Origin of the sequence: Gordonia cholesterolivorans, from assembly GCF_039531975.1 — a bacterium.
Taxonomy (GTDB): Bacteria; Actinomycetota; Actinomycetes; order Mycobacteriales; family Mycobacteriaceae; genus Gordonia; species Gordonia sihwensis.
Window position 1 is genome coordinate 34,165 of the sequence record NZ_BAAARB010000022.1, and the last position, 17,849, is coordinate 52,013.

Here is a 17,849-nt window from a genome sequence, read left to right on the forward strand (position 1 = left end):
TGAGAGACTCGCCTGCCCAGCGGGCAATCAGTGCGGGTCAGGTCGAGGACGACGCGCGGGATAGCGCTTCCGCGACAGCCGGGGCTTGCATCATCGCGCGGATCGCGGCGGCAAAGGTCGGGGCTTGAGCGGCCTCGAGGCGATCGGCGAGGTTGAACGGTCTGCCGAGACGGCAATGGTAGGTGATCTGGTCGAGTAGAGCCTCGCGGACGGTGGCGATTGCGTCCCGATGGACGAGCATCAGGAAGTCGTCGGGGGTATATACCTCGTATCCGAGACGTTCGTCGTTCGCCTCGGCGAACCGGTGGAATCCTCGATCGTTGGTGACGACGTATTGTATGCGGCCGTGCTCAGCCGCGGCGTGCAGATGCGCGTCGTACTCATCGGTGTACTCAAACGCCGAGTCGACCTCGTATCCCTCGATCCGACCGTGCACCGCGACTTTGATGATCCGTTGTCGGACGCCGCCGACCTGGTGATCGGAGTAATGCGGGTGATTCTTGCGCAGGTGGTAAACCAATTCGGCGAGCACATCCTCGGTCCAGCGCAGGTGGAACAGCGGCGGACCTGATCTCGCGGCGAGGAGACAAATCCAGTCCCGAAGTGTTCGCGAATAAAGCACGTTCGCATCCGGCAGCACGTTCGGCACTCCTGAAGTCACTCAAGTCACAATAGATCCCGTGCGGGACAGAGTCGCCGACAGGAGGTGCCGTGTCAGTAGTCTAGGTCCTCCGCCTGCTCGAACTCGCGTAGCTCCCACAACGCTGCCCGCTGTTGCTCACGCAGCCGGTCTCGGTAGGCGAGAACGTCGGACGTGTTCAGTCGAGTGTGGGTGCCGACCTTGTGCGCAACTATCTGTTCATCTCGAATCAGCTTCATCAATGTCGGTCGTGACATGCCGAGTAGGTCTGCCGCGGCGGTGGTCGTCAGCTCATCCGGCATCGATCCCACGGTTACCGTCCCGCCGGCGGCGACGATCCGGAGCACCTCAATAAGGACTCCAGCCAATTCTGCCGGCACCGCCGCACGCAGGGCCGCCAGATCGACTGCACTGGCTTGCGACACTTGGTCTGACGTCACGGTCACTGTGGTCTTTCCGACGCCCCGATCGATCACTGCACTCATCGCTACACACCTCCCAGTCGTTGTCTCGACACTAAACCAGTTGCACTTATAAGTGAAACTGGTTTTCTGCAATCCGACTCTGTCGGGCAGCTGAGCCGCCGCGAGACTAACCGCCCCACACCGCGCGGGCACCGCTGTCGCCGACGAGCACCACCATCACCAGCGAGGCGATCGCCGCTGCGACGACCGCGACTCGCACGACGGCGTCGACGACTCCGATAGTTTTGTCCGACAGCGGAATCCGTTCGGTGACGAATGGATACCGCAGCAGTTGGAGCAGGGCGATCAGCCCGAACAGCGGACCGACCGCGAGGATCAGCTCGTCGCCGAGCTGGGTGTGCTGCTCCAGCTGAGGAGTCGAGCCGACCTTCTTTTCCAATGCCTCACCAGCGGATGTGGTGATCGGCACGGCGATCAACGTGACGAGTGCGAGGATCGACGGGAAGACGCCGAGGGCGATCCGGGCCCTGGGCCATACGGCGATGGCGATCGCCACCAGTGCGGTGACTGGAACCGCGACCACGACGAAATGTACGAGAAGCGGGTGCGCGGGCAGCCCGTTGATGGTGTCCATGCGAGTGAATCTACGGTGTCGGCGGGAACCGGTCAGGACGCGCGGCCGGACTCTACGGAAGTTCACGGGTAACCCTCGGCTCACACTTCTCAGCCCTGCCAAACCTTGCTTGCCGGGACGCTGACCAGCTGCGACCATGGATTCATGACGACGGAGACGAGGCCGACGCCCGACGGCGGGCATGCCGACGAGCCCCACACCGGCGCGCTGGCGAGCCGGCTCAACTGGTTGCGCGCCGGAGTCCTGGGCGCCAACGACGGCATCGTCTCGACGGCGGGCATCGTCGTCGGCGTGGCCGCGGCGACCGCCGACCGCGGTCCGATCTTCACCGCGGGGATCGCGGGCCTCGCGGCGGGCGCGGTGTCGATGGCGCTGGGGGAGTACGTGTCGGTGAGCACGCAGCGCGACACCGAGGCGGCGATGCTCGCGAAGGAGAAATGGGAGCTGCGGAACCAGCCCGAAGAAGAACTCGAGGAACTGGCGGGCATCTACGAGAAGAAGGGCATGTCACCGGAGACGGCGCGGCGGGCCGCCGCCGAGCTGAGCGACCGGGACGCCTTCGCCGCCCACGCTGAGGCCGAACTCGGAATCGATCCGCACGAACTCACCAACCCGTGGCAGGCCGCGTTCTCATCGGCGGTGTCGTTCACCGTGGGAGCACTGCTTCCGCTGATCGCGATCCTGGTACCGCCCGCACAGTGGCGCATCCCTGTGGCGGTGGTCGCGGTGCTTGTGGCACTGGCGGCCACCGGGGTCCTCGGTGCGTACCTCGGCAAGTCGTCGCCGTGGCGGCCGACACTGCGGATGGTGATCGGTGGCGGCATTGCGATGGCGGTGACATACTGCATCGGTTCGCTGGTCGGGACCGCCGTCGGGTGAGGTCGGGCCCTACGTCTGGGACTGCACCGACTGAAGCAGCCCGTCGACCAGCGCGGCCAGGCCCTCGCGATACGTGTCAGCCGAAGTGAGTGACGCCCAGCGGTCGGCGGCCTGTGCGAGTCTCGGTAGTTCGCTGCGATCGAGGTCGGCGAAGACCTGATCGCGGAAGGTGGTGCGGCGGTCGTCCGACCGCCGGCGCGCCGCGGTGGTCTTCACGACGATCTCACCCGCCGTGTAGTACCAGATCGACCGATACCCGCGGACGGCTTGATCGAGCGTCAGGCCGGCCTGCACGAGACCGTCGACGATCTGTTCGACGAACCAGAGAGCCGAGGTCGAAAGCAGATCGTCGGCGGTCAGCACCTCCACGATCCACGGGCAGCCGACGAGGGCCTCGTGGATCGCGTCGGCCCCGGACAGGACGCGATCGCGCGCCCGCTCCGGCGGTTCGAATCGCCGCAGGTTCTGCGCGGCGTAGTCGTCCAACAGCATCACCAGCAACTCGTCCTTGTTCCGGACGTGGTGGTAGACCGCCATCGGCGCGCTTCCCAACTCCGACGCCAGCCGCCGCATCGTCAGGCGGTCCACACCGTCTTCGTCGACGATGCGGCGCGCCGCGTCCAGGATCTCCGAGAGCGATATCCGTGGTGGCCTGCCTGTGCTCTTTCGGGGAACTGAAGGTTGCGCCATGCCCTCATCATTCCTCAGGGGTCGACAATCGAGGGACGCGCCGTTAGTTTTTATACATGTACAAAAATAGGATCGGGAAGCCGACGGTGGTGCTCGCCGCGGCCTGCGTCGCTCAGTTCATCGTCGCTCTGGACATGTCCGTCGTCACCGTCGCGCTCCCGACCATCGGGCTCGACCTGGGTTTCGCTCCGCTCGATCTGTCGTGGGTGGTGCACGTGTATGCCCTGGTCTTCGGCGGACTGTTGCTGCTGGGCGGACGCGCCTGCGACCTCTACGGCCGCCGCCGGGTCTTCGTCGCGGGACTGATCCTGTTCGGCGTCTGCTCCCTTGCCGGCGGCGCGGCGCACGCGCCGTGGCAGTTGATCGCGGCCCGGGCCGGTCAGGGCCTCGGTGCCGCGGCGGTGGCACCGTCGGCACTGGCGATGCTCACCGCTACGTTTCCCGAGGGCGGGGCCCGGGTGCGGGCCCTCGGGGTCTGGAGTGCGGTCAATGCGGCCGGCGGCGCGCTGGGGGTGCTCGCGGGTGGACTCTTGACCGAGTACGCCGGCTGGCGCTGGGTCATGCTCGTCAACATTCCGATCGTGATGACGGCGCTCGCGCTCATCCCGCTCGGAGTGCCTGCCGGAGAATCGTCCGCACGGGGTCAGCGGCTCGATTGGCCGGGCGCGCTCGCCGCGACCGCGGGCGCCGTACTTCTGGTGCTCGGCGTCGTGCGCGCCGACACCGTCGGCTGGGGATCAGCGATCACGATCGCGACGCTGGCCACCGCGGGGCTGCTCCTGGCGGGTCTGATCGTGATCGAGGCGAAGTCTGCCGCACCGCTGCTGCGTCCGGGTCTGCTCGCCGACCGGTGGGTCTCGGGCGCGAACATCATCGTCTTCCTGGCAGCTGCCGGGCAGTTCGCGGCGTTCTATCTCGTATCGCTGTACATGCAGAACATCCTCGGCCTGAGCGCGGGGACCACAGGAGTGGCGTTCCTGCCCTTCACGGCCGGACTGATCGCCGGGACCGTCGTCGCCGTCCGCATCACGGCGGCGCACTCGCCGCGAACCGCGCTGGTGCCGGGGGCAGTGGTGGCGGCGGCCGGACTCTGCTGGTTCGCCACGATCGATCCAGGTGGCAGCTTCATGGTCGATGTGCTCGGCCCGTCGATCCTCACCAGCGTCGGTGTCGGCCTGGTCCTGGCGCCGGTCGCGACCGCCGCGACCACCGGCGTCGCTCCGCACGAGGCGGGCATGGCCTCCGGACTCATGAACAGTTCCAGGCAACTGGGCGGTGCAGTCGGAGTGGCAGCCCTCGCCACCATCGCAGCGCACCGATCGGGGACGTCGGTCGACCCCGTGGCGGTGAGTGGCGGCTACGCCCTGGGGCTGGCGGTGGCCGCCGGGTTGTTCGCCCTGGCGGCAGTGGCGGCGATCGTGCTCTTGCCGCGCCGCACGCCTCGGCGGACGCGCACCGTCACGCCGCTCGTGGAGGCCGCGGCGCGTGACCGCAGCGATGCGAACGAGAAGGGCGATACGAACGAGAAGAGACTGGAAGGAACGCCCTCATGACGATTGACGCGATCGACCTGTTCACCTCGGCCCGGCACGAGAAGCGCACCGACTGCCGTTGACCGCCGGGCGCCGCGATCCGTGGCCGGTACGGGCGGGACGACCGATAATGGGATCGGCAATCGTCCCAACTCCAGACAGGACCCGCATGTACTTCATCGTCGTCAAATTCCAGGTCAAGCCCGACAGCGTCGACCGGTTCCCGGACGTGGTGGCCGAATTCACCGCGGCCACGCGAGCCGAGCCGGGGAACCTGTGGTTCGAGTGGTCGCGCAGCCTGGACGATCCGTCGGAGTACGTGCTCGTCGAGGCCTTCACCGACGAGGGAGCGGGCCCGCACGTCTCCAGCGACCACTTCGCCGCGGGATTGGAGGCGATGCGCCCGCACCTCGTCTCGACCCCGAGGATCGTCTCCCGTCAGGTCGACGGCGACGGCTGGGACGAGATGGGTGAGCTGCGGATCGACTGAGAACGCCGCGGCCCGCGGCAGCCGGTCCGATCCGCTGCTCACCCCTCTCCCGAGCGGAGCCTCAGTAGCCCTTCGAGCGCATCGGCGCGGGGTTGTACAGTCCGCTCACCTGATGCGACCCGTGAACCATCTCGGCGGGCTCGGCGTCGACCACCATCGCGTACCGTTCCAGGCCGCCCCAGTCGCGGCCCCAGTTGTTGCGCAGGTACGTCGGCACCAGCGTGCCCTTGAGCAGTCCGTCGGTGATGCCGAGCGGACCGCCGTTGACGCCCGCCGACCAGGTCTGGCTGTTGCGCTTGGTGGCGTCGGCGTCGGGCATGATGCGCCAGTCCGGGATCTCGAGGATTCCGTAGCTGACGGCCATCGGCCGCTGGCACGGGAACACCAGTCCCGGCATCCAGTCGATGAACACCGGGTCGGTCCGCCCGACGACGTCGTTCAGGGTGCGCAGTGCGGGCACGCGCGGCGGCGTGAACGCCACCCATTCGTTGACCGCGGCGGCGTCGTCGAGCACGCTGAGCCGGACCACATCGGCGCGCGGCGGTGCGTCGGCGAACGCGAACCGCATGTTGCGCCAGTACTTCTGCTCCATCGCGTCCACCGGCGTCAGCGCCCGGCCCAGCGGGGTCACCCGGCCGTTCGCCTCCCGGCGGCCGAACTGTGCGGTCAGTTTCCGTCCGGGGGTGAGGGCGCCCAGGCCGTTCACCGCCTCGATCGAACCCGCCGCGGCGACGGTCAGCAGGGGTTTGTCGGCCGGGGCGCGGCCCGCCTCGAAGCCGAGGTCGTACCAGTCGGTGGTCACCGAGTTGACACCCGGCGAGCCGTAGCTGCCGAGCACCGGGGTGGTGGCCGGATCGAGGCCGTAGGGCAGCCGGACGGCGCTGGTGGGTGCCGTCGGCTCGGCGCCCACCGGATTCTGCTCGGTGTCGTCCGTGCCGTTGTCGGCGGTGTCCGCGGTCGCGGCGCCGCCCCCGGCGGTCGGGGGTGCGGTCGCCGGATCGGTGTCCTCGTCGGTTCCGTCCTTCTCCTCCAGCGGATCGATGAACGTTCCGGCCGGGATGCCGTCTCGAGTGAAGCCGACGTTCTGGCCTGAGAGGGCCGCGCGCGGCGTCGGCGCGGGATGTCCGTCGACGGCCGCCGGATGCAGAATCGCGGCATTCGGATCGTCCTCGACGAGGACGTCGTTGGCCAACCCGCACTCGTCACCGGTGAGCGCGCGCACATTCGACTTGGCCCACGACCAGCTGTCGCGCTGCACCCAGGCGCCCTTGACGAAGGAGCCGAGCATGAAGACGACCAGCAGTCCGGCGATCACCGGCAACGGCGAGAACTTGAACCGAGCCAAGCCGGTACGGGCGGTGCCGGTGCGGGTCGCGTCGTCGACGTAGTCGTCACGGAAGTGGTACCACAGACCCACCGCGGCGGTGAGAACGGCGAAGAAGAGCACGATCCAACTCAGCTTGATCCCGCCCAGGGCCACCGGGCGGTCCCACCAGGGAACGCCGTAGCTTCCGACGTACCACCACATGTTGGTGCCCGCCGCCGACACCGCCGTCACCAGCAACACGGCCGACGCGAAGAATGCGCGGTTGCGCCGCGAACGGAGCAGGGCCGGGGCCATCATCGCCGCCACGCCCGCACAGAGCGCCGCGCCGATACCCGCGTAGATGCCGAAATGGTGCGTCCACTTGGTCGGGGTGAAGGAGGTGAAGAACATCGTGCCGATGATGACGGCGACCAGCCTCCACATCGGAGCCCGCGCGATGCCCTGCGGCGATCGCCTCGACGCGAGCCGGAAGATCGCGATCACCAGCGCCAGGATCATCATCAGGATGCCGAAGCGGCGTGGGAAGGTGCCGTCGCCGGTCTGCAGGATCAGGTAGTAGTAGCGGACCGGTTCCTGCCACCACTGTTCGGTGGGGCCGACCTCGCCCGCCACCTTGTTGCCCTCCAGCAGCGGTGCGAGCGCCTGCGCGTAGAAGATCATGAACAGCACGGCCGTGCCCGCCGCCAGCAGCGGCGCGATCATCGGGAGCAGTCCGTCGCGCCTGCGCCGGTCGACGATCGTCTTGACGATCCCGCGCAGGCCCGCCACCAGGGCGGCCGCCGCCATCAGTCCGCCCGGCGCGAGAGCCAGAGTGAAGGCCGCGGCGATCGCGGCGATCGCGTAGGGCAGCAGCCGCCGAGTGGCGATCGCGCGCTCCACGCAGCACCAGGTCAGCAGCGCGCCCACGGCTTCGGCCGGTTCCGGGCGGATGCCGTTGTTGTACGGCATCCAGATGGTGAGGAACACCATCGCGCCGGTCCAGACGGCCGCCGAACTGTTGCGCACCGACCGACCCAGCCGGGGGATCACCTCCCGGCTGATGAGCCACCAGCCGAGCAGACCGAGCAGCAGGCTCGGCAGACGCAGCCAGGGGGTGGCGACCGAGATGTGCGTCATCCACGACAGGACTTGGAAGTGCCAGCCGAACGGGTCCTGCGGGACGCCGAAGTACCGGAAGTAGTTGTCGGCGTAGCCGGCCTCGCTCGTGATCCGGGCGACGGTGATGTTGTAGCCGTCGTCGGAGGTGTTGCCGCCGATCAGCCACCACACGGCCAGGACGAGGAAGACGGCGACGTCGGGGCCTCGGATGGTGAACCATCCGGCGGGGAGGAACCGCTTGTGCCCGCGGCCGTCCCGTGCGTCGAGCACCCCGAGCGCCAGCAACGACAAGAGCGTCGCGATGATGCCGACGATGATCGCCGCCAACTTGAGCGGCGTGGGGGAGTTGATGAAGCGGGTGTCGACGGTCGCGTTCAACGACAGACCGTCGCGTGAGACGTCACGGGGCAGATCGGAGAACACGCCGAGGATCTGCGGCCGCATGTCCGGATCGTCGGTGCGGTAAGCCGTGCTGTCGCCGGGCGCGACACCCTCGATCGATGCGGTGACGCCGTCGCCGTCGCCCGTCATCACGAAGCGGCAGCCGGGGTCGCTCTGCGCCGCGGCGCGGTCAGTCGAGAGCAGCACCACGTCGCGCACGATCATGCTGATCGACTTGTCGGTGGCGCGGACGAACAACCCGCGCGCGGTGGCCTGACGTCCCTGCCTGGGCACGGTCGACATCAGGACGCCGCCGTCGGCGGGCAGACTCCGGGCCAGTGAACACGGCACGGAGACGTCCATCGAGGTCGGGACGTACGAGACCATCGGCGCGGTGACATTGGTGACCGCGTCGTTCTGCGGCCAGTGCAGCTCCGACGTCTTCTGATCGATCGGCAGGATGGGCGTCAGCGCCGCGAGCACGAAGCCGAGCAGACCGGTCACCGCGGCGACCAGCTTGGCGTTGCGGTAGTCGCGCGTCTTCAGCCGACGCAGGCGGCCGGTCGCTCCGGCCTCGGCGGTCTGCGGAGAATCGTTCACGGTCACCGTTTCTTCATTCCCGTCACGCTCGGTCATTTACTCGGCTCCACCCGGATCGACCCGGTTCGCGTCCAGCCCCAGCTGCGCACCGGATCGGTGACGACGGCGGCGGGGACCGCGCCCGGACTGAGCGGGAACTCCTTCTCCAGCGAGCCCCAGTCCTGATGCCAGTCGTCGCGCAGATACGTCGGGACGGTGACTTGCGACGTGGTGCCCTCGGTGACGGCGAGCAGACCGCCCGAATTGGCGGCCATCCAGGTCTTCGACTGGGAGTTGGCCGTCACGTAGTCGGGCAGGATGCGCCAGTCGGGGACCTCGGCCACACCGTGCCGGATCGCCAGCGGTCGCTGGCACGGGAAGTGCGCGGCCACCGGGAAATCGATCAGCACCGGTGCGGTGGAGCCGACCAGCTCCTGCAGGGTCTGCAACTTGGGGGCGCGCGGCGGCGTGATGCCGATGAATTGCATCGGGCCCAGGTTGGTGTCGGCCAGCACCAGGCGCATCACCTCGGCCTGCGGCGGCACCTGCGTCATCGGAACGCGTAGGTTGCGCCACGGCCGGTTGGGAATCACCGGTCCGGGATCGATCGGAACGACCTCCGGGCCCACTTGCACGAACGAGCCGCCCGGGCCCTTCTTGCCGAACTGGACCACCAGCTTCTGTCCGAAGGTCGGCACGCCGTCGGCGTCGATGGTCGAGACCGCGCCCGCGGTGGCGAAGGCGATCAGCGGCGACGCGTCGCGCGCCGGGAGCTCGTACCAGCCGGTCGTCAGATGTGCGTTGGCGTTGTACCCGTAGCTGCCCAGCACCGGGGTGGTCTTCGGATCGAGACCGAAGGGCAGCAGCGCCGTCGAGCCGTTCACCGTCTTCGGGCCGACGCCTCCGGTGGTGCCGGCGCCGAGACCGCCGATGATGGCGAAGGGCTTGGAGGTGGAACCGCCCACGTGCATCTGACCGGCGCGGGAACTGCGGGTGTCCGGAGAGAGGTCGTCGGGGATGCCGTCCGGGGTGAACCCGACCGGATCGGCGCCGGTGAGCGCGGCGGTCGGCGACGCGCCACCGGCCGGGGTCAGCATGTTCGCGTTGGGATCGGGTTCGGCGAGAACCTGATCGGCCATACCGCAGGTGTTCCCGGTCAGCGCGTCGACGTTGTTGGAGGCCACGGTCATCGCCGGGTGACGGATGACCACGGCGCGGCCGAAGGCCAGGATGGTGGCCACCACCATCAGGGAGGCGATCACCAGGAGCGGCGTGGACGCGAGGGCGATCCGGCGCTTGTCGGCGGGGCTGTCCGGGACGCCCTCGGCGTGATGGGCGAGCCCCTTGTTGGCGACGTAGTCGTTGCGCAGATGCAGCCAGAGGGTGACGGCGACGGCCACCACGGCCAGCGCGAGCAGGATGGTGGAGACCTCGAAACCGGCGGCCACCGGTGCGATGTTGAACCACGGGATGCCCAGGTTGTACGCGTACGGCCAAGCATTGGTGCCCGCGGCCGCCGCGGCGAGTGCGAACAGCAGTCCCGCGGTCAGCGCGGACAGATTCCGCAGCGAACGGGCGCCGCTCTGTGCGATCGCGATCGCCGCGAGCGCGGCGAGGGCCGATCCGAGACCGGTGAGCACGCCGAACTGGATCGTCCACTTGGTGGGCGTGCCGAACAGCAGCAGCAGGGTGACGCCGAAAGCGCCGATCATCCGCCAAGCGGGCGAGGTGGCGACGCCCTTGACGCCGCCTCGGCGCAGGAGCACTGCGGCGACCAGGAACGCGGCGACGAATGTCAGCAGTACCGGGATCCGGCGGGCGAGCGCGCCGTCGGGGGTGCCGACGGACAGGAAGTAATAGCGCAGGAACTCCTGGTGCCACGGCACGATGGGGCCCGTCTGGTAACGGATCTTCATCGCCTCCAGCACGGTCATCAGCGTCTGGTCGCGGAACACGACGACGGCGACGACGGTCCCGGCGGCGGCGATGGGAGCCAAGAGTGCGAGCAGTCCCGATTCGCGCCGGCGGTCGATCAGAACGTGCAGCATCGGGCGTGCGGCGACGAGGAGGATCGCCACACCGACCACGCCCTGGGGCGCGAGTGCGAGGGTGAGTCCGGCAACGGTCGCGGCGAGTGCGGCGGGCAGGATCCGCCTGCGGGTGATGGCCGACTCGGTGGCCCACCAGGTGAGCAGCGAACCGAGGACGATGATCGCCTCGCCGCGCAGACCCGAGCAGAAGGGCAGCCAGAAGGCGAGGAAGACCGCGCCGGCCGTCCACTCGGCCCATGCGTTCCTCGCGACGGCCTTGCCGAAGTGGGGGAGCACCACGCGCGAGAGGATCAGCCACGACGCGACGCCGGCGACGAGCTGCGGAATGTGCATCCACAGGATGGTCGGAGAGACCTTCGCCCAGAGGGCGAGGAAACTGTAGTACCAGTCGAACGGTGCCTCGGCGATGCCGTAGAACCGGTAGTAGTTCGACATGTAGCCGGCCTCGCCCGCGGTGCGGCCCATGTTGAGGATGTAACCGTCGTCGGGAGCGCCGGCGCCGAGGAAGGTCCACAGCAGCAGCACGCCGCTGACGACCAGGTCGGAGACCTTGGGACGCAGTCGCGACAGCCGGGAGCCGCTTCGTGCGATGAGGGCGCCGGTGTGGCCGTGGATGCGGTCGAGGCACCAGAGTGCGAACAGCGCGACGAGAGTCGCGAGCACGGCGATCACCATCGCGGCGATCTTGGCCGCCGAGGCGTGGCTCTCGTAACGGTCGTCGATGACGATTCGGGAGCGGATTCCGTCACCCGCGGCCTTCACCTGCGCGGCGGTGAGCGAGGTGAACAGGCCGTCGATCTGCGGGCGCGTATCGGGTTCGAGGATCTTCGCCGGACCGAGACCGACGAACTGCGCCCCCGTCGCGGTCGCGGAGGAGAAGATGTGCAGACGCTCGCACCGACCCGAGGCGATCTCGCCCCGATCGGCGACTGCGGCCAGATTGCTGCGGAACAGAACCGACACCGCGGAATCGGTAGCGGTGACCGTGAGGGCCTTGCTCGCGGCCTTCTGCGCGCCGGGCGGCATCGTCGACAGCACGGTGGTCTTGCCTGCGGGTAGCTGCGCGAGGACGCGGCAGTCGAGGGTGATGTCGACGTCCTGGGCGGTCTGCGCGATGAGCGGCGCGACGACAGACGGGTTGTCGGGATTCAGTGACTGTCCCTGCGGCCAAGAGATGGTGGCCGACGTGGTCGCCACGGGCAGAAGCGGAGTCACGATCGCAGCCACCACGGCGATGAGGCCCGCCACGATGGCGACCCATCGCGCGGTCGACGCCGTCAGCGGGCTCGAAGGACGGTCGGGCTCGGCGTCCGGCGGAGTGGGAGTCGGGTCTGGCACGCCCTATGACGTTAGTCGACCGGGCTCGGAACGGCCCAAACGTGCCGCGGGGCGTCACATCCGCCCGTTATCCGCCCTTTGTCCCGTGCGGTGGTGGCCTGTTCCTCGTCACCTCTCTTCTCGGCGCCTCTGTTCTCGGCGCCTCTGGTCTCGTCAGGATCCCGCGTATCCGGCTCCGGGTGTCAGTAGCGGATCGGCGCGGGACTCCACAGTCCGCTCCGTACCTTCTCGCTGTAGTCGATCTGGGCGGGCACCGCGGCGTCGTACGGCGTATAGCGTTCGAGAGCTCCCCAGTCGCGGCCGATGTCGTCGCTCAGGTAGGTCGCGACGGTGTCGGCGCGCTGCGACACCTCCAGCCAGCCGAGCGGTCCGCCGCCCAGGGCTCCCTGCCATGCGCTCACTGCGGCCAGGTCGGCGCCGGGACGGACCCGCCACTTGGGGATCTCGGCGACGCCCGCATGGAAGTCGAACGGGCGCTGGCACGGCACCACCAGACCCGAGGTCCAGTCGACGTGTGTGGGGTCGGAGCTGCCGACGGTCTGCTGCAGCGTCGTCATCTCCGGCAGTCGCGGCGGCGTGACCACGATGAAATGGTCCTTCGCGAGGTCGTTGTCGGTGGCGACGATGCGGACCGCGGTCAGATCGTCGGGCAGCGACGCGGTGTCGATCCGCACGTTCCGCCACGAGGGCCGCGGTCCGGGGTCGATGAGGCCGATCGAGCCCGTCGACTCGATCGCATCGTCCTTGATCCCCGGCGTCAGGCGGGCGTCGGTGTACTCCAGCCGCAGATTCCGCGACGGGAACACGCCCGCGGCAGACAGGGTGATCAGCGGGCGGCTCTTGTAGTCGGCGGGCAGCCGGTACCAGCCCGAGGTCAGCGACGACGGCGTCTGCTCGTCGGCGTCGTAGCTGCCCATCACCGGCGTGCGGGCGGGGTCGAGCTCGAACGGGAGCTGGGCGTGGCTTCCGTTGACGCCCGCGGTCTCGGTGGTGCCGCCGCCGGTGCCCCCGCTGTTCGCGATGAGCAGATCGGGGTCGTAGGCGGCGTCCCGGGCCAGAACTCCGAGCGAACCCGAAGAGGCCTTCGTCTCCACCTCGTCGGGGATGCCGTCCGGCGTGAAACCGGTGGTCGGACCGTTGTCGGAATCGGAGTGCGTCGGCGATCCGGCGAGCGGGTCGGCCAGCGAGGCGTCGACCGGTGTGAGCTGGAAGCGACTCGGATCGGTCTCCACCAGGACTTTGTCGGCCATCGCACACGGACGGCCGGCGAGGGCGGCGAAATTCGATCGCGGCACCGAGAAGGAGTCGCTCTGACGGACTCCCGCCATCGCGGCGGTCGCGATGAGGAAGACCACCAGGACGCCCGCGACGATCCCGAGCGGGGCGGCGGCGATCATGTGGGTCGCGGCGCCGGCCGAGCGGCGCAGCCGTGACGGATAAGCGGGCGAAGCCGGGTGCGGATCGGTGCCGGTGAACGGTTCGCGGAAGTGGAACCACAACGCCAGGCAGAGCAGCGCCAGAGCCGCGTAGAGCAGGATGTCGCCGAGCGGGACGCCGGCGACCATGACCTGCGAGACGCCCCACGGCATACCCCAGGCCGAGGCGTAGTAGTACGAGTTCGGTGCAGTCATCGCGAGCGCGGCGACGAACAGGACCAGCGCACCGAAGATCGTCCGATTGCGGCGCGAATGGGTGGCTTGACTGCTCGCGGCGATGGTGGCGAGGGCGGCCAGTGCGGCAGCCAGTCCGGCGAACACGCCGAAGTGATGCGTCCACTTGGTAGGCGTGAACATGAGGAACAGCAGTGAACCGAAGGTGATGCCGACGATGCGCCGCGCGGGTCCGAGTGCGGTTCCGGGAATGCGTGACTTGCGGATGAGGACCGCTCCGGCGACCGTCATGCCGAGCACCATCGCCAGAACCGCGAAGCGCCGGGCGATGCCGCCGTCGGCGGAGAACGCGAACAGCGACGAGTAGCGATCGATCTCGTTGTACCAGTTCAGTGACGGTCCGAGCGCGGTCTTCATCTTCGACGCCTCGCTGAACGCGCGCAGCGTGAGATTGGAGAAGACCACGAAGATCACGAAGGTGCCCGCGGCGGCGATCGGCGCGAGCAGTGCGGCGTAGGCCTGGAACCGGCCGCGGCCGGTGAGCGCGGCGACCTCGATCGCGCGGCGGCGCAGGGCCAGGAACATCGGGCGCGCACCTGCGACGAGGGCCGCGATCGCGAGCACGCCGGTGGGCCCGGCCGCGATGCTGAACGCGCCGGCCGCGCAGGCCACCGCGGCGGGGAGCAGCCTGCCGGTGGCGATGGCGCGTTCCACCGAACACCAGGTCAGCAGGGCGCCGAGGCAGATGATGGGCTCGGGCCGCAGGCCGTTGTTGAACGGGAACCAGGCGACCAGGAAGACCGCGGCGGCGGTCCACGGCACGGCGGGGCGGATGCGTGCGGCGCGTCCCAGCCGCGGTATCACCTCGTGACTGATGATGAGCCAGCTGACGATCCCGCAGGCGAGGGCGGGCAGCCGCATCCACGGGCTCGCGACGCTCACGTGGCTGAGGAGACCGAAGACCTCGTAGTACCAGCCGAACGGTGATTCGGGCGCGCCGAACCACCGGAAGTAATTGGCGGTGTAGTCGCTGTTCTGGGCCACCCTCGACATCGTCATGAGGTAGCCGTCGTCGGAGGTGTTGGGCCCGATCATGTGCCAGACGGCCAGCAGCCCGATGACGGTGTAGTCGCGAGGGTTCAGCCGCCACCAGCGTGCCGGGAAGATCCGGCGGTGCCCGCGGCGGTCGGTGGCGTCGAGCCGGGCCAGCGCGGCCAGCGAGATGAGCGTGCAGAGCACTCCGACGACGATGGCGATCCACTTGGTGATCGTCGGCGCCGTGCTGTAGCGGGAATCGATCACCATGTGGGCATCGAGACCGCCGAGCGTCGACGCCGGGCCGGTGAGCTGGGTGAACAGCCCGGTGACCTGCGGACGCTGGTCGCCGCCGGGGATGTTGCCGGATCCGGTCGCGGCCTCGAGGGGCTCGCCGGATGCGGTGCGCAGGCCGGTGAAGGCCGCGCTGACCTCGTCGGAGGTGGCGCGGACCCGGATCTGTTCGCATGCGCTGGAGCGCACCTGCGACAACGGTGCCGACAGAATCGGAATGTTCCGGGTGACGACCTCCACGCTGGGGTTCTCCGAGCCGGTGACCCGCACGAACAGTCCGCGGTCGGTGGCCTTCGGCGCAGAGGGCGAGGTCGTCGAGAACAGCACCGTCTTTCCGGCGGGCAGGGAGCCGACCGCGGAGCACGGAATGTCGACGCTCAGGTTGATCGGTGCGTAGGAGAACAGCGGTGCCGAGACCGATTCCACGACGCCGTGCTGCGGCCAGCTCACTTCCGCGACAGTCTGCTTCACCGGGAGCAGCGGGGTGGCCAGAGCCAGGAGGACGCCCAGTGCGCCGGTGACGATCGCGGTTATCTGGGCGCGTCGGACGGTGAAAGCTGGCACAGGTCGTCATCCTAGCCCGGCGGTTCGCGGTGCCCGCCGCCCCGCCGCCGCGCGCACCGCCGGCCCGATCCGGGCCGGCGGCCGTTCCTCACGCGAACGGTGAATCCGCCAGCGGGGTCAGCGGAGTCACGTCGCGCTCGGCGAGATAGTCCGGCCGCGGTGCGGTGCCCCCGTACGGTTCGCGGGGCGCGTTCTCGACACTGTTGAACACGAGGAACACATTCGCCCGCGGGTAGGGCGAGATGTTGTTACCGGAGGCGTGCATCGAGTTCGAGTCGAAGAAGAGGCCGGCGCCGGCGGCGCCGGTGAACTGCTCGATGCCGTGTTCGTATCCGAGCTCGGTGATGGCGCTCGGCGAGGGGACGCCGACGCGCTGGTCCTGCAGGGACTCGTGGAAATGGCCGTCGGGCGTCTCGCCGATGCAGGGCACGAACGTCCGGTGGGCGCCGGGCATGAGCATCAGGCCGCCGTTGAACGGGAAGTTGTCGGTGAGCGCGATCGACAGGCTCACGGTGCGCGGCGCCGGCAGGCCGTCCTCGGCGTGCCAGGTCTCGAAGTCGGAGTGCCAGTAGAACCCCGTGCCTGCCATGCCCGGCATCGCGTTGATCCGCGACTGGTGGATGTAGACCTCCGAACCCAGGATCTGGCGGGCGCGGTCGAGGATCCGGGGTGTGCGGGCCAGGGCCTCGAAGACCGGGCTGACCCGGTGGACGCGGAAGATCGACCGGATGGCCCCGGACTCCCGTTCACGGATCAGCAGTCCGCTGTCGGCGAGGTCGGCGTCGTCGGTCATCCGGTCGAACTCCGACCAGCACTCCTGCACCTGAGCCGGGGTCAACAGACCGTCTTCGATGTGGAACCCCTTGCGCTCGTACTCGGCGAGCGCCGTCGCCGGGAAGGGGCCGGGGGTGGCGCCCCAGACCGTCGGATCGGGCCGGGGAATGGTGTTGATGTCGTGGGTGGCACTGGCGTCGAGCCGCGAGGGGTAGCGGTCGTCGACGGCCTCGTGGGTGCTCCGCGCGGTAGTCAAGGAATCCTCCCTCCAATAGCGGCGGGCCGGACCGGCCCGCGTGTGATGGACCTCCTCCACCGTTACCAGAGTCGGGCGGCCGGTGGGTGAGGCAGTATCGGGAGAGCATCACATCGCCGAGATGCGAAAGGACCGACGATTGATCGCCTACCAGCACCGGGTTCGGTATCACGAGACCGATACGCAGACCTTTCTCTTCAATGCGCGGTACATGGAACTCGCCGATGTGGCGATGACCGAGTGGTTCCGCGCGATCGGCCACCCGTATCCCGGACTACTGGACGACGGACTCGACCCATCCGTGGTGAAAGCCGAGATCACCTTCTCCCGGCCCGCGAAGTTCGACGACGTGATCGACGTGGACGTGACGTGCCTGTCAGTGGGCCGGTCGAGTTTCTCCCTGCGGTTCGCGATGAGCAGGGGCGGGGAGCCGGTCAGCGAGGTGCGGCTGGTGTACGTGAACGTCGACACCGCGACGGAGCGGTCCCGCCCGCTGCCGGAGTCGGTCGCGCACACGCTGCGCGGTCTGGCGGAGCCGTCGCCCACGGCGGCGCACGGCGGTGCCGAGTAGAGTCCCAACCATGTCTGATGCCCCCGAGACTCCGCCGATTCTGCTGCTCAACGGCCCGAACCTGAACATGCTCGGGGTGCGTCAGCCAGAGGTCTACGGCGCGGACACCCTCGAAGACGTCGTCGAGTCGACCCGCCGGACCGCGGCCGAGTTCGGCCTGACGGTCCGGGCGCTGCAGACCAACCACGAGGGCGAGATGATCGACGCCGTCCACGCCGCCCGCGGCGAGATCGGGGGCATCGTCATCAACCCGGGCGGATGGACGCACACCTCAGTCGCGCTGGCCGACGCCCTCGTGGTGCCCGAGGTGCCGGTGGTGGAAGTGCACATCAGCAACGTGCACGCCCGCGAACCGTTCCGCCATCACTCGTACATCTCGCCGATCGCCGCGGGGGTGATCGTCGGCTGCGGAACCGCCGGATACGAGTTCGCGGTGCGCCGAATCGCCGCCCTCATGGGGCGCTGACCTGCTCGTTCACCGCTTATCGGTTCCGATGCCGTAGGATGGACGAGTCGGAGCGTGCTACTGCGCACGCTCGTTCATTCGGCGCAAATGCGCCGTGCGTCGTAGAACGCCTCCACGCAGACCCCGGATCCAACGCGGGTGCGTCGAACTTTCATACGGCGAACCGACACGCGCCCGCCGCGCGTGTTCGCCACCTGAATCCGCTCTGCGGCGCC

13 protein-coding genes are annotated in these 17,849 nt (G+C 68.8%); 5 read left to right on the forward strand and 8 right to left on the reverse strand.

Features of this window, described 5'->3' with window-relative positions; genetic code table 11:
- Window positions 1-37: 37 nt before the first annotated feature.
- The 3 genes from ABFX36_RS16365 to ABFX36_RS16375 form a co-directional block, all read right to left on the reverse strand.
- Entirely contained in the window at window positions 38-640 is a 603-nt protein-coding gene (locus tag ABFX36_RS16365) for a PIN domain-containing protein (RefSeq protein ID WP_006897119.1), read from the reverse strand.
- Between the two features lie 74 nt (window positions 641-714).
- The gene (locus ABFX36_RS16370) at window positions 715-1,125 is read right to left on the reverse strand and encodes a helix-turn-helix domain-containing protein (RefSeq protein WP_006897118.1); all 411 of its coding nucleotides are present in this window, start codon (window positions 1,123-1,125) and stop codon (window positions 715-717) included.
- 106 nt (window positions 1,126-1,231) lie between these two features.
- The gene (locus ABFX36_RS16375) at window positions 1,232-1,699 is read right to left on the reverse strand and encodes a DUF2231 domain-containing protein (RefSeq protein WP_006897117.1); all 468 of its coding nucleotides are present in this window, start codon (window positions 1,697-1,699) and stop codon (window positions 1,232-1,234) included.
- A 144-nt stretch (window positions 1,700-1,843) separates the two neighbouring features.
- On the opposite strand from ABFX36_RS16375, the gene ABFX36_RS16380 reads away from it, so the two are divergent.
- Window positions 1,844-2,578: a VIT1/CCC1 transporter family protein gene (locus tag ABFX36_RS16380; protein WP_346077394.1), complete on the forward strand. Its 735-nt coding sequence runs from the start codon at window positions 1,844-1,846 to the stop codon at window positions 2,576-2,578.
- Window positions 2,579-2,587: 9 nt separating this feature from the next.
- Here ABFX36_RS16380 and ABFX36_RS16385 read toward each other — a convergent pair whose 3' ends face one another.
- Complete coding sequence (locus ABFX36_RS16385; RefSeq protein WP_062367966.1) at window positions 2,588-3,268, reverse strand: TetR/AcrR family transcriptional regulator; 681 nt, start codon at window positions 3,266-3,268, stop codon at window positions 2,588-2,590.
- A 56-nt stretch (window positions 3,269-3,324) separates the two neighbouring features.
- Here ABFX36_RS16385 and ABFX36_RS16390 point away from each other — a divergent pair, with 56 nt between their 5' ends.
- Complete coding sequence (locus ABFX36_RS16390; protein WP_346077396.1) at window positions 3,325-4,821, forward strand: MFS transporter; 1,497 nt, start codon at window positions 3,325-3,327, stop codon at window positions 4,819-4,821.
- Between the two features lie 148 nt (window positions 4,822-4,969).
- The gene (locus ABFX36_RS16395) at window positions 4,970-5,290 is read left to right on the forward strand and encodes a putative quinol monooxygenase (protein ID WP_346077398.1); all 321 of its coding nucleotides are present in this window, start codon (window positions 4,970-4,972) and stop codon (window positions 5,288-5,290) included.
- A gap of 61 nt (window positions 5,291-5,351) precedes the next feature.
- Here the strand turns inward: ABFX36_RS16395 and ABFX36_RS16400 are convergent, their stop codons facing one another.
- From ABFX36_RS16400 to thpD, 4 genes are all read right to left on the reverse strand, one after another.
- Window positions 5,352-8,732, reverse strand: coding sequence for an arabinosyltransferase domain-containing protein (locus ABFX36_RS16400; protein WP_346077399.1), 3,381 nt, complete (start codon window positions 8,730-8,732; stop codon window positions 5,352-5,354).
- Window positions 8,729-12,064 (reverse strand): arabinosyltransferase domain-containing protein, encoded by a 3,336-nt coding sequence (locus ABFX36_RS16405; RefSeq protein WP_346077401.1) that lies wholly within the window; start codon window positions 12,062-12,064, stop codon window positions 8,729-8,731. Before ABFX36_RS16405 ends, ABFX36_RS16400 begins: the two co-directional genes overlap by 4 nt.
- A gap of 182 nt (window positions 12,065-12,246) precedes the next feature.
- Window positions 12,247-15,567 carry an arabinosyltransferase domain-containing protein gene (locus tag ABFX36_RS16410; protein ID WP_346077403.1) on the reverse strand — a complete coding sequence of 1,107 codons (3,321 nt, stop codon included), beginning with the start codon at window positions 15,565-15,567 and terminating at the stop codon, window positions 12,247-12,249.
- Between the two features lie 88 nt (window positions 15,568-15,655).
- On the reverse strand, window positions 15,656-16,597 hold the full coding sequence (gene thpD / locus ABFX36_RS16415; protein ID WP_006897109.1) for an ectoine hydroxylase: 942 nt from the start codon (window positions 16,595-16,597) through the stop codon (window positions 15,656-15,658).
- Window positions 16,598-16,679: 82 nt separating this feature from the next.
- Here thpD and ABFX36_RS16420 point away from each other — a divergent pair, with 82 nt between their 5' ends.
- Window positions 16,680-17,168 carry an acyl-CoA thioesterase gene (locus tag ABFX36_RS16420; protein WP_346077405.1) on the forward strand — a complete coding sequence of 163 codons (489 nt, stop codon included), beginning with the start codon at window positions 16,680-16,682 and terminating at the stop codon, window positions 17,166-17,168.
- A 10-nt stretch (window positions 17,169-17,178) separates the two neighbouring features.
- Window positions 17,179-17,634, forward strand: coding sequence for a type II 3-dehydroquinate dehydratase (gene aroQ, locus ABFX36_RS16425; RefSeq protein WP_346077407.1), 456 nt, complete (start codon window positions 17,179-17,181; stop codon window positions 17,632-17,634).
- Window positions 17,635-17,849 lie beyond the last annotated feature (215 nt).

What these genes read in the sequence shown, in the direction of transcription:
- ABFX36_RS16370 (WP_006897118.1), bottom strand. Translation starts at nt 1,125, where the DNA reads ATGAGTGCAGTGATCGATCGGGGCGTCGGAAAGACCACAGTGACCGTG.
- ABFX36_RS16375 (WP_006897117.1), bottom strand. Translation starts at nt 1,699, where the DNA reads ATGGACACCATCAACGGGCTGCCCGCGCACCCGCTTCTCGTACATTTC.
- ABFX36_RS16380 (WP_346077394.1), top strand. Translation starts at nt 1,844, where the DNA reads ATGACGACGGAGACGAGGCCGACGCCCGACGGCGGGCATGCCGACGAG.
- ABFX36_RS16385 (WP_062367966.1), bottom strand. Translation starts at nt 3,268, where the DNA reads ATGGCGCAACCTTCAGTTCCCCGAAAGAGCACAGGCAGGCCACCACGG.
- ABFX36_RS16390 (WP_346077396.1), top strand. Translation starts at nt 3,325, where the DNA reads ATGTACAAAAATAGGATCGGGAAGCCGACGGTGGTGCTCGCCGCGGCC.
- ABFX36_RS16395 (WP_346077398.1), top strand. Translation starts at nt 4,970, where the DNA reads ATGTACTTCATCGTCGTCAAATTCCAGGTCAAGCCCGACAGCGTCGAC.
- ABFX36_RS16400 (WP_346077399.1), bottom strand. Translation starts at nt 8,732, where the DNA reads ATGACCGAGCGTGACGGGAATGAAGAAACGGTGACCGTGAACGATTCT.
- aroQ (WP_346077407.1), top strand. Translation starts at nt 17,179, where the DNA reads ATGTCTGATGCCCCCGAGACTCCGCCGATTCTGCTGCTCAACGGCCCG.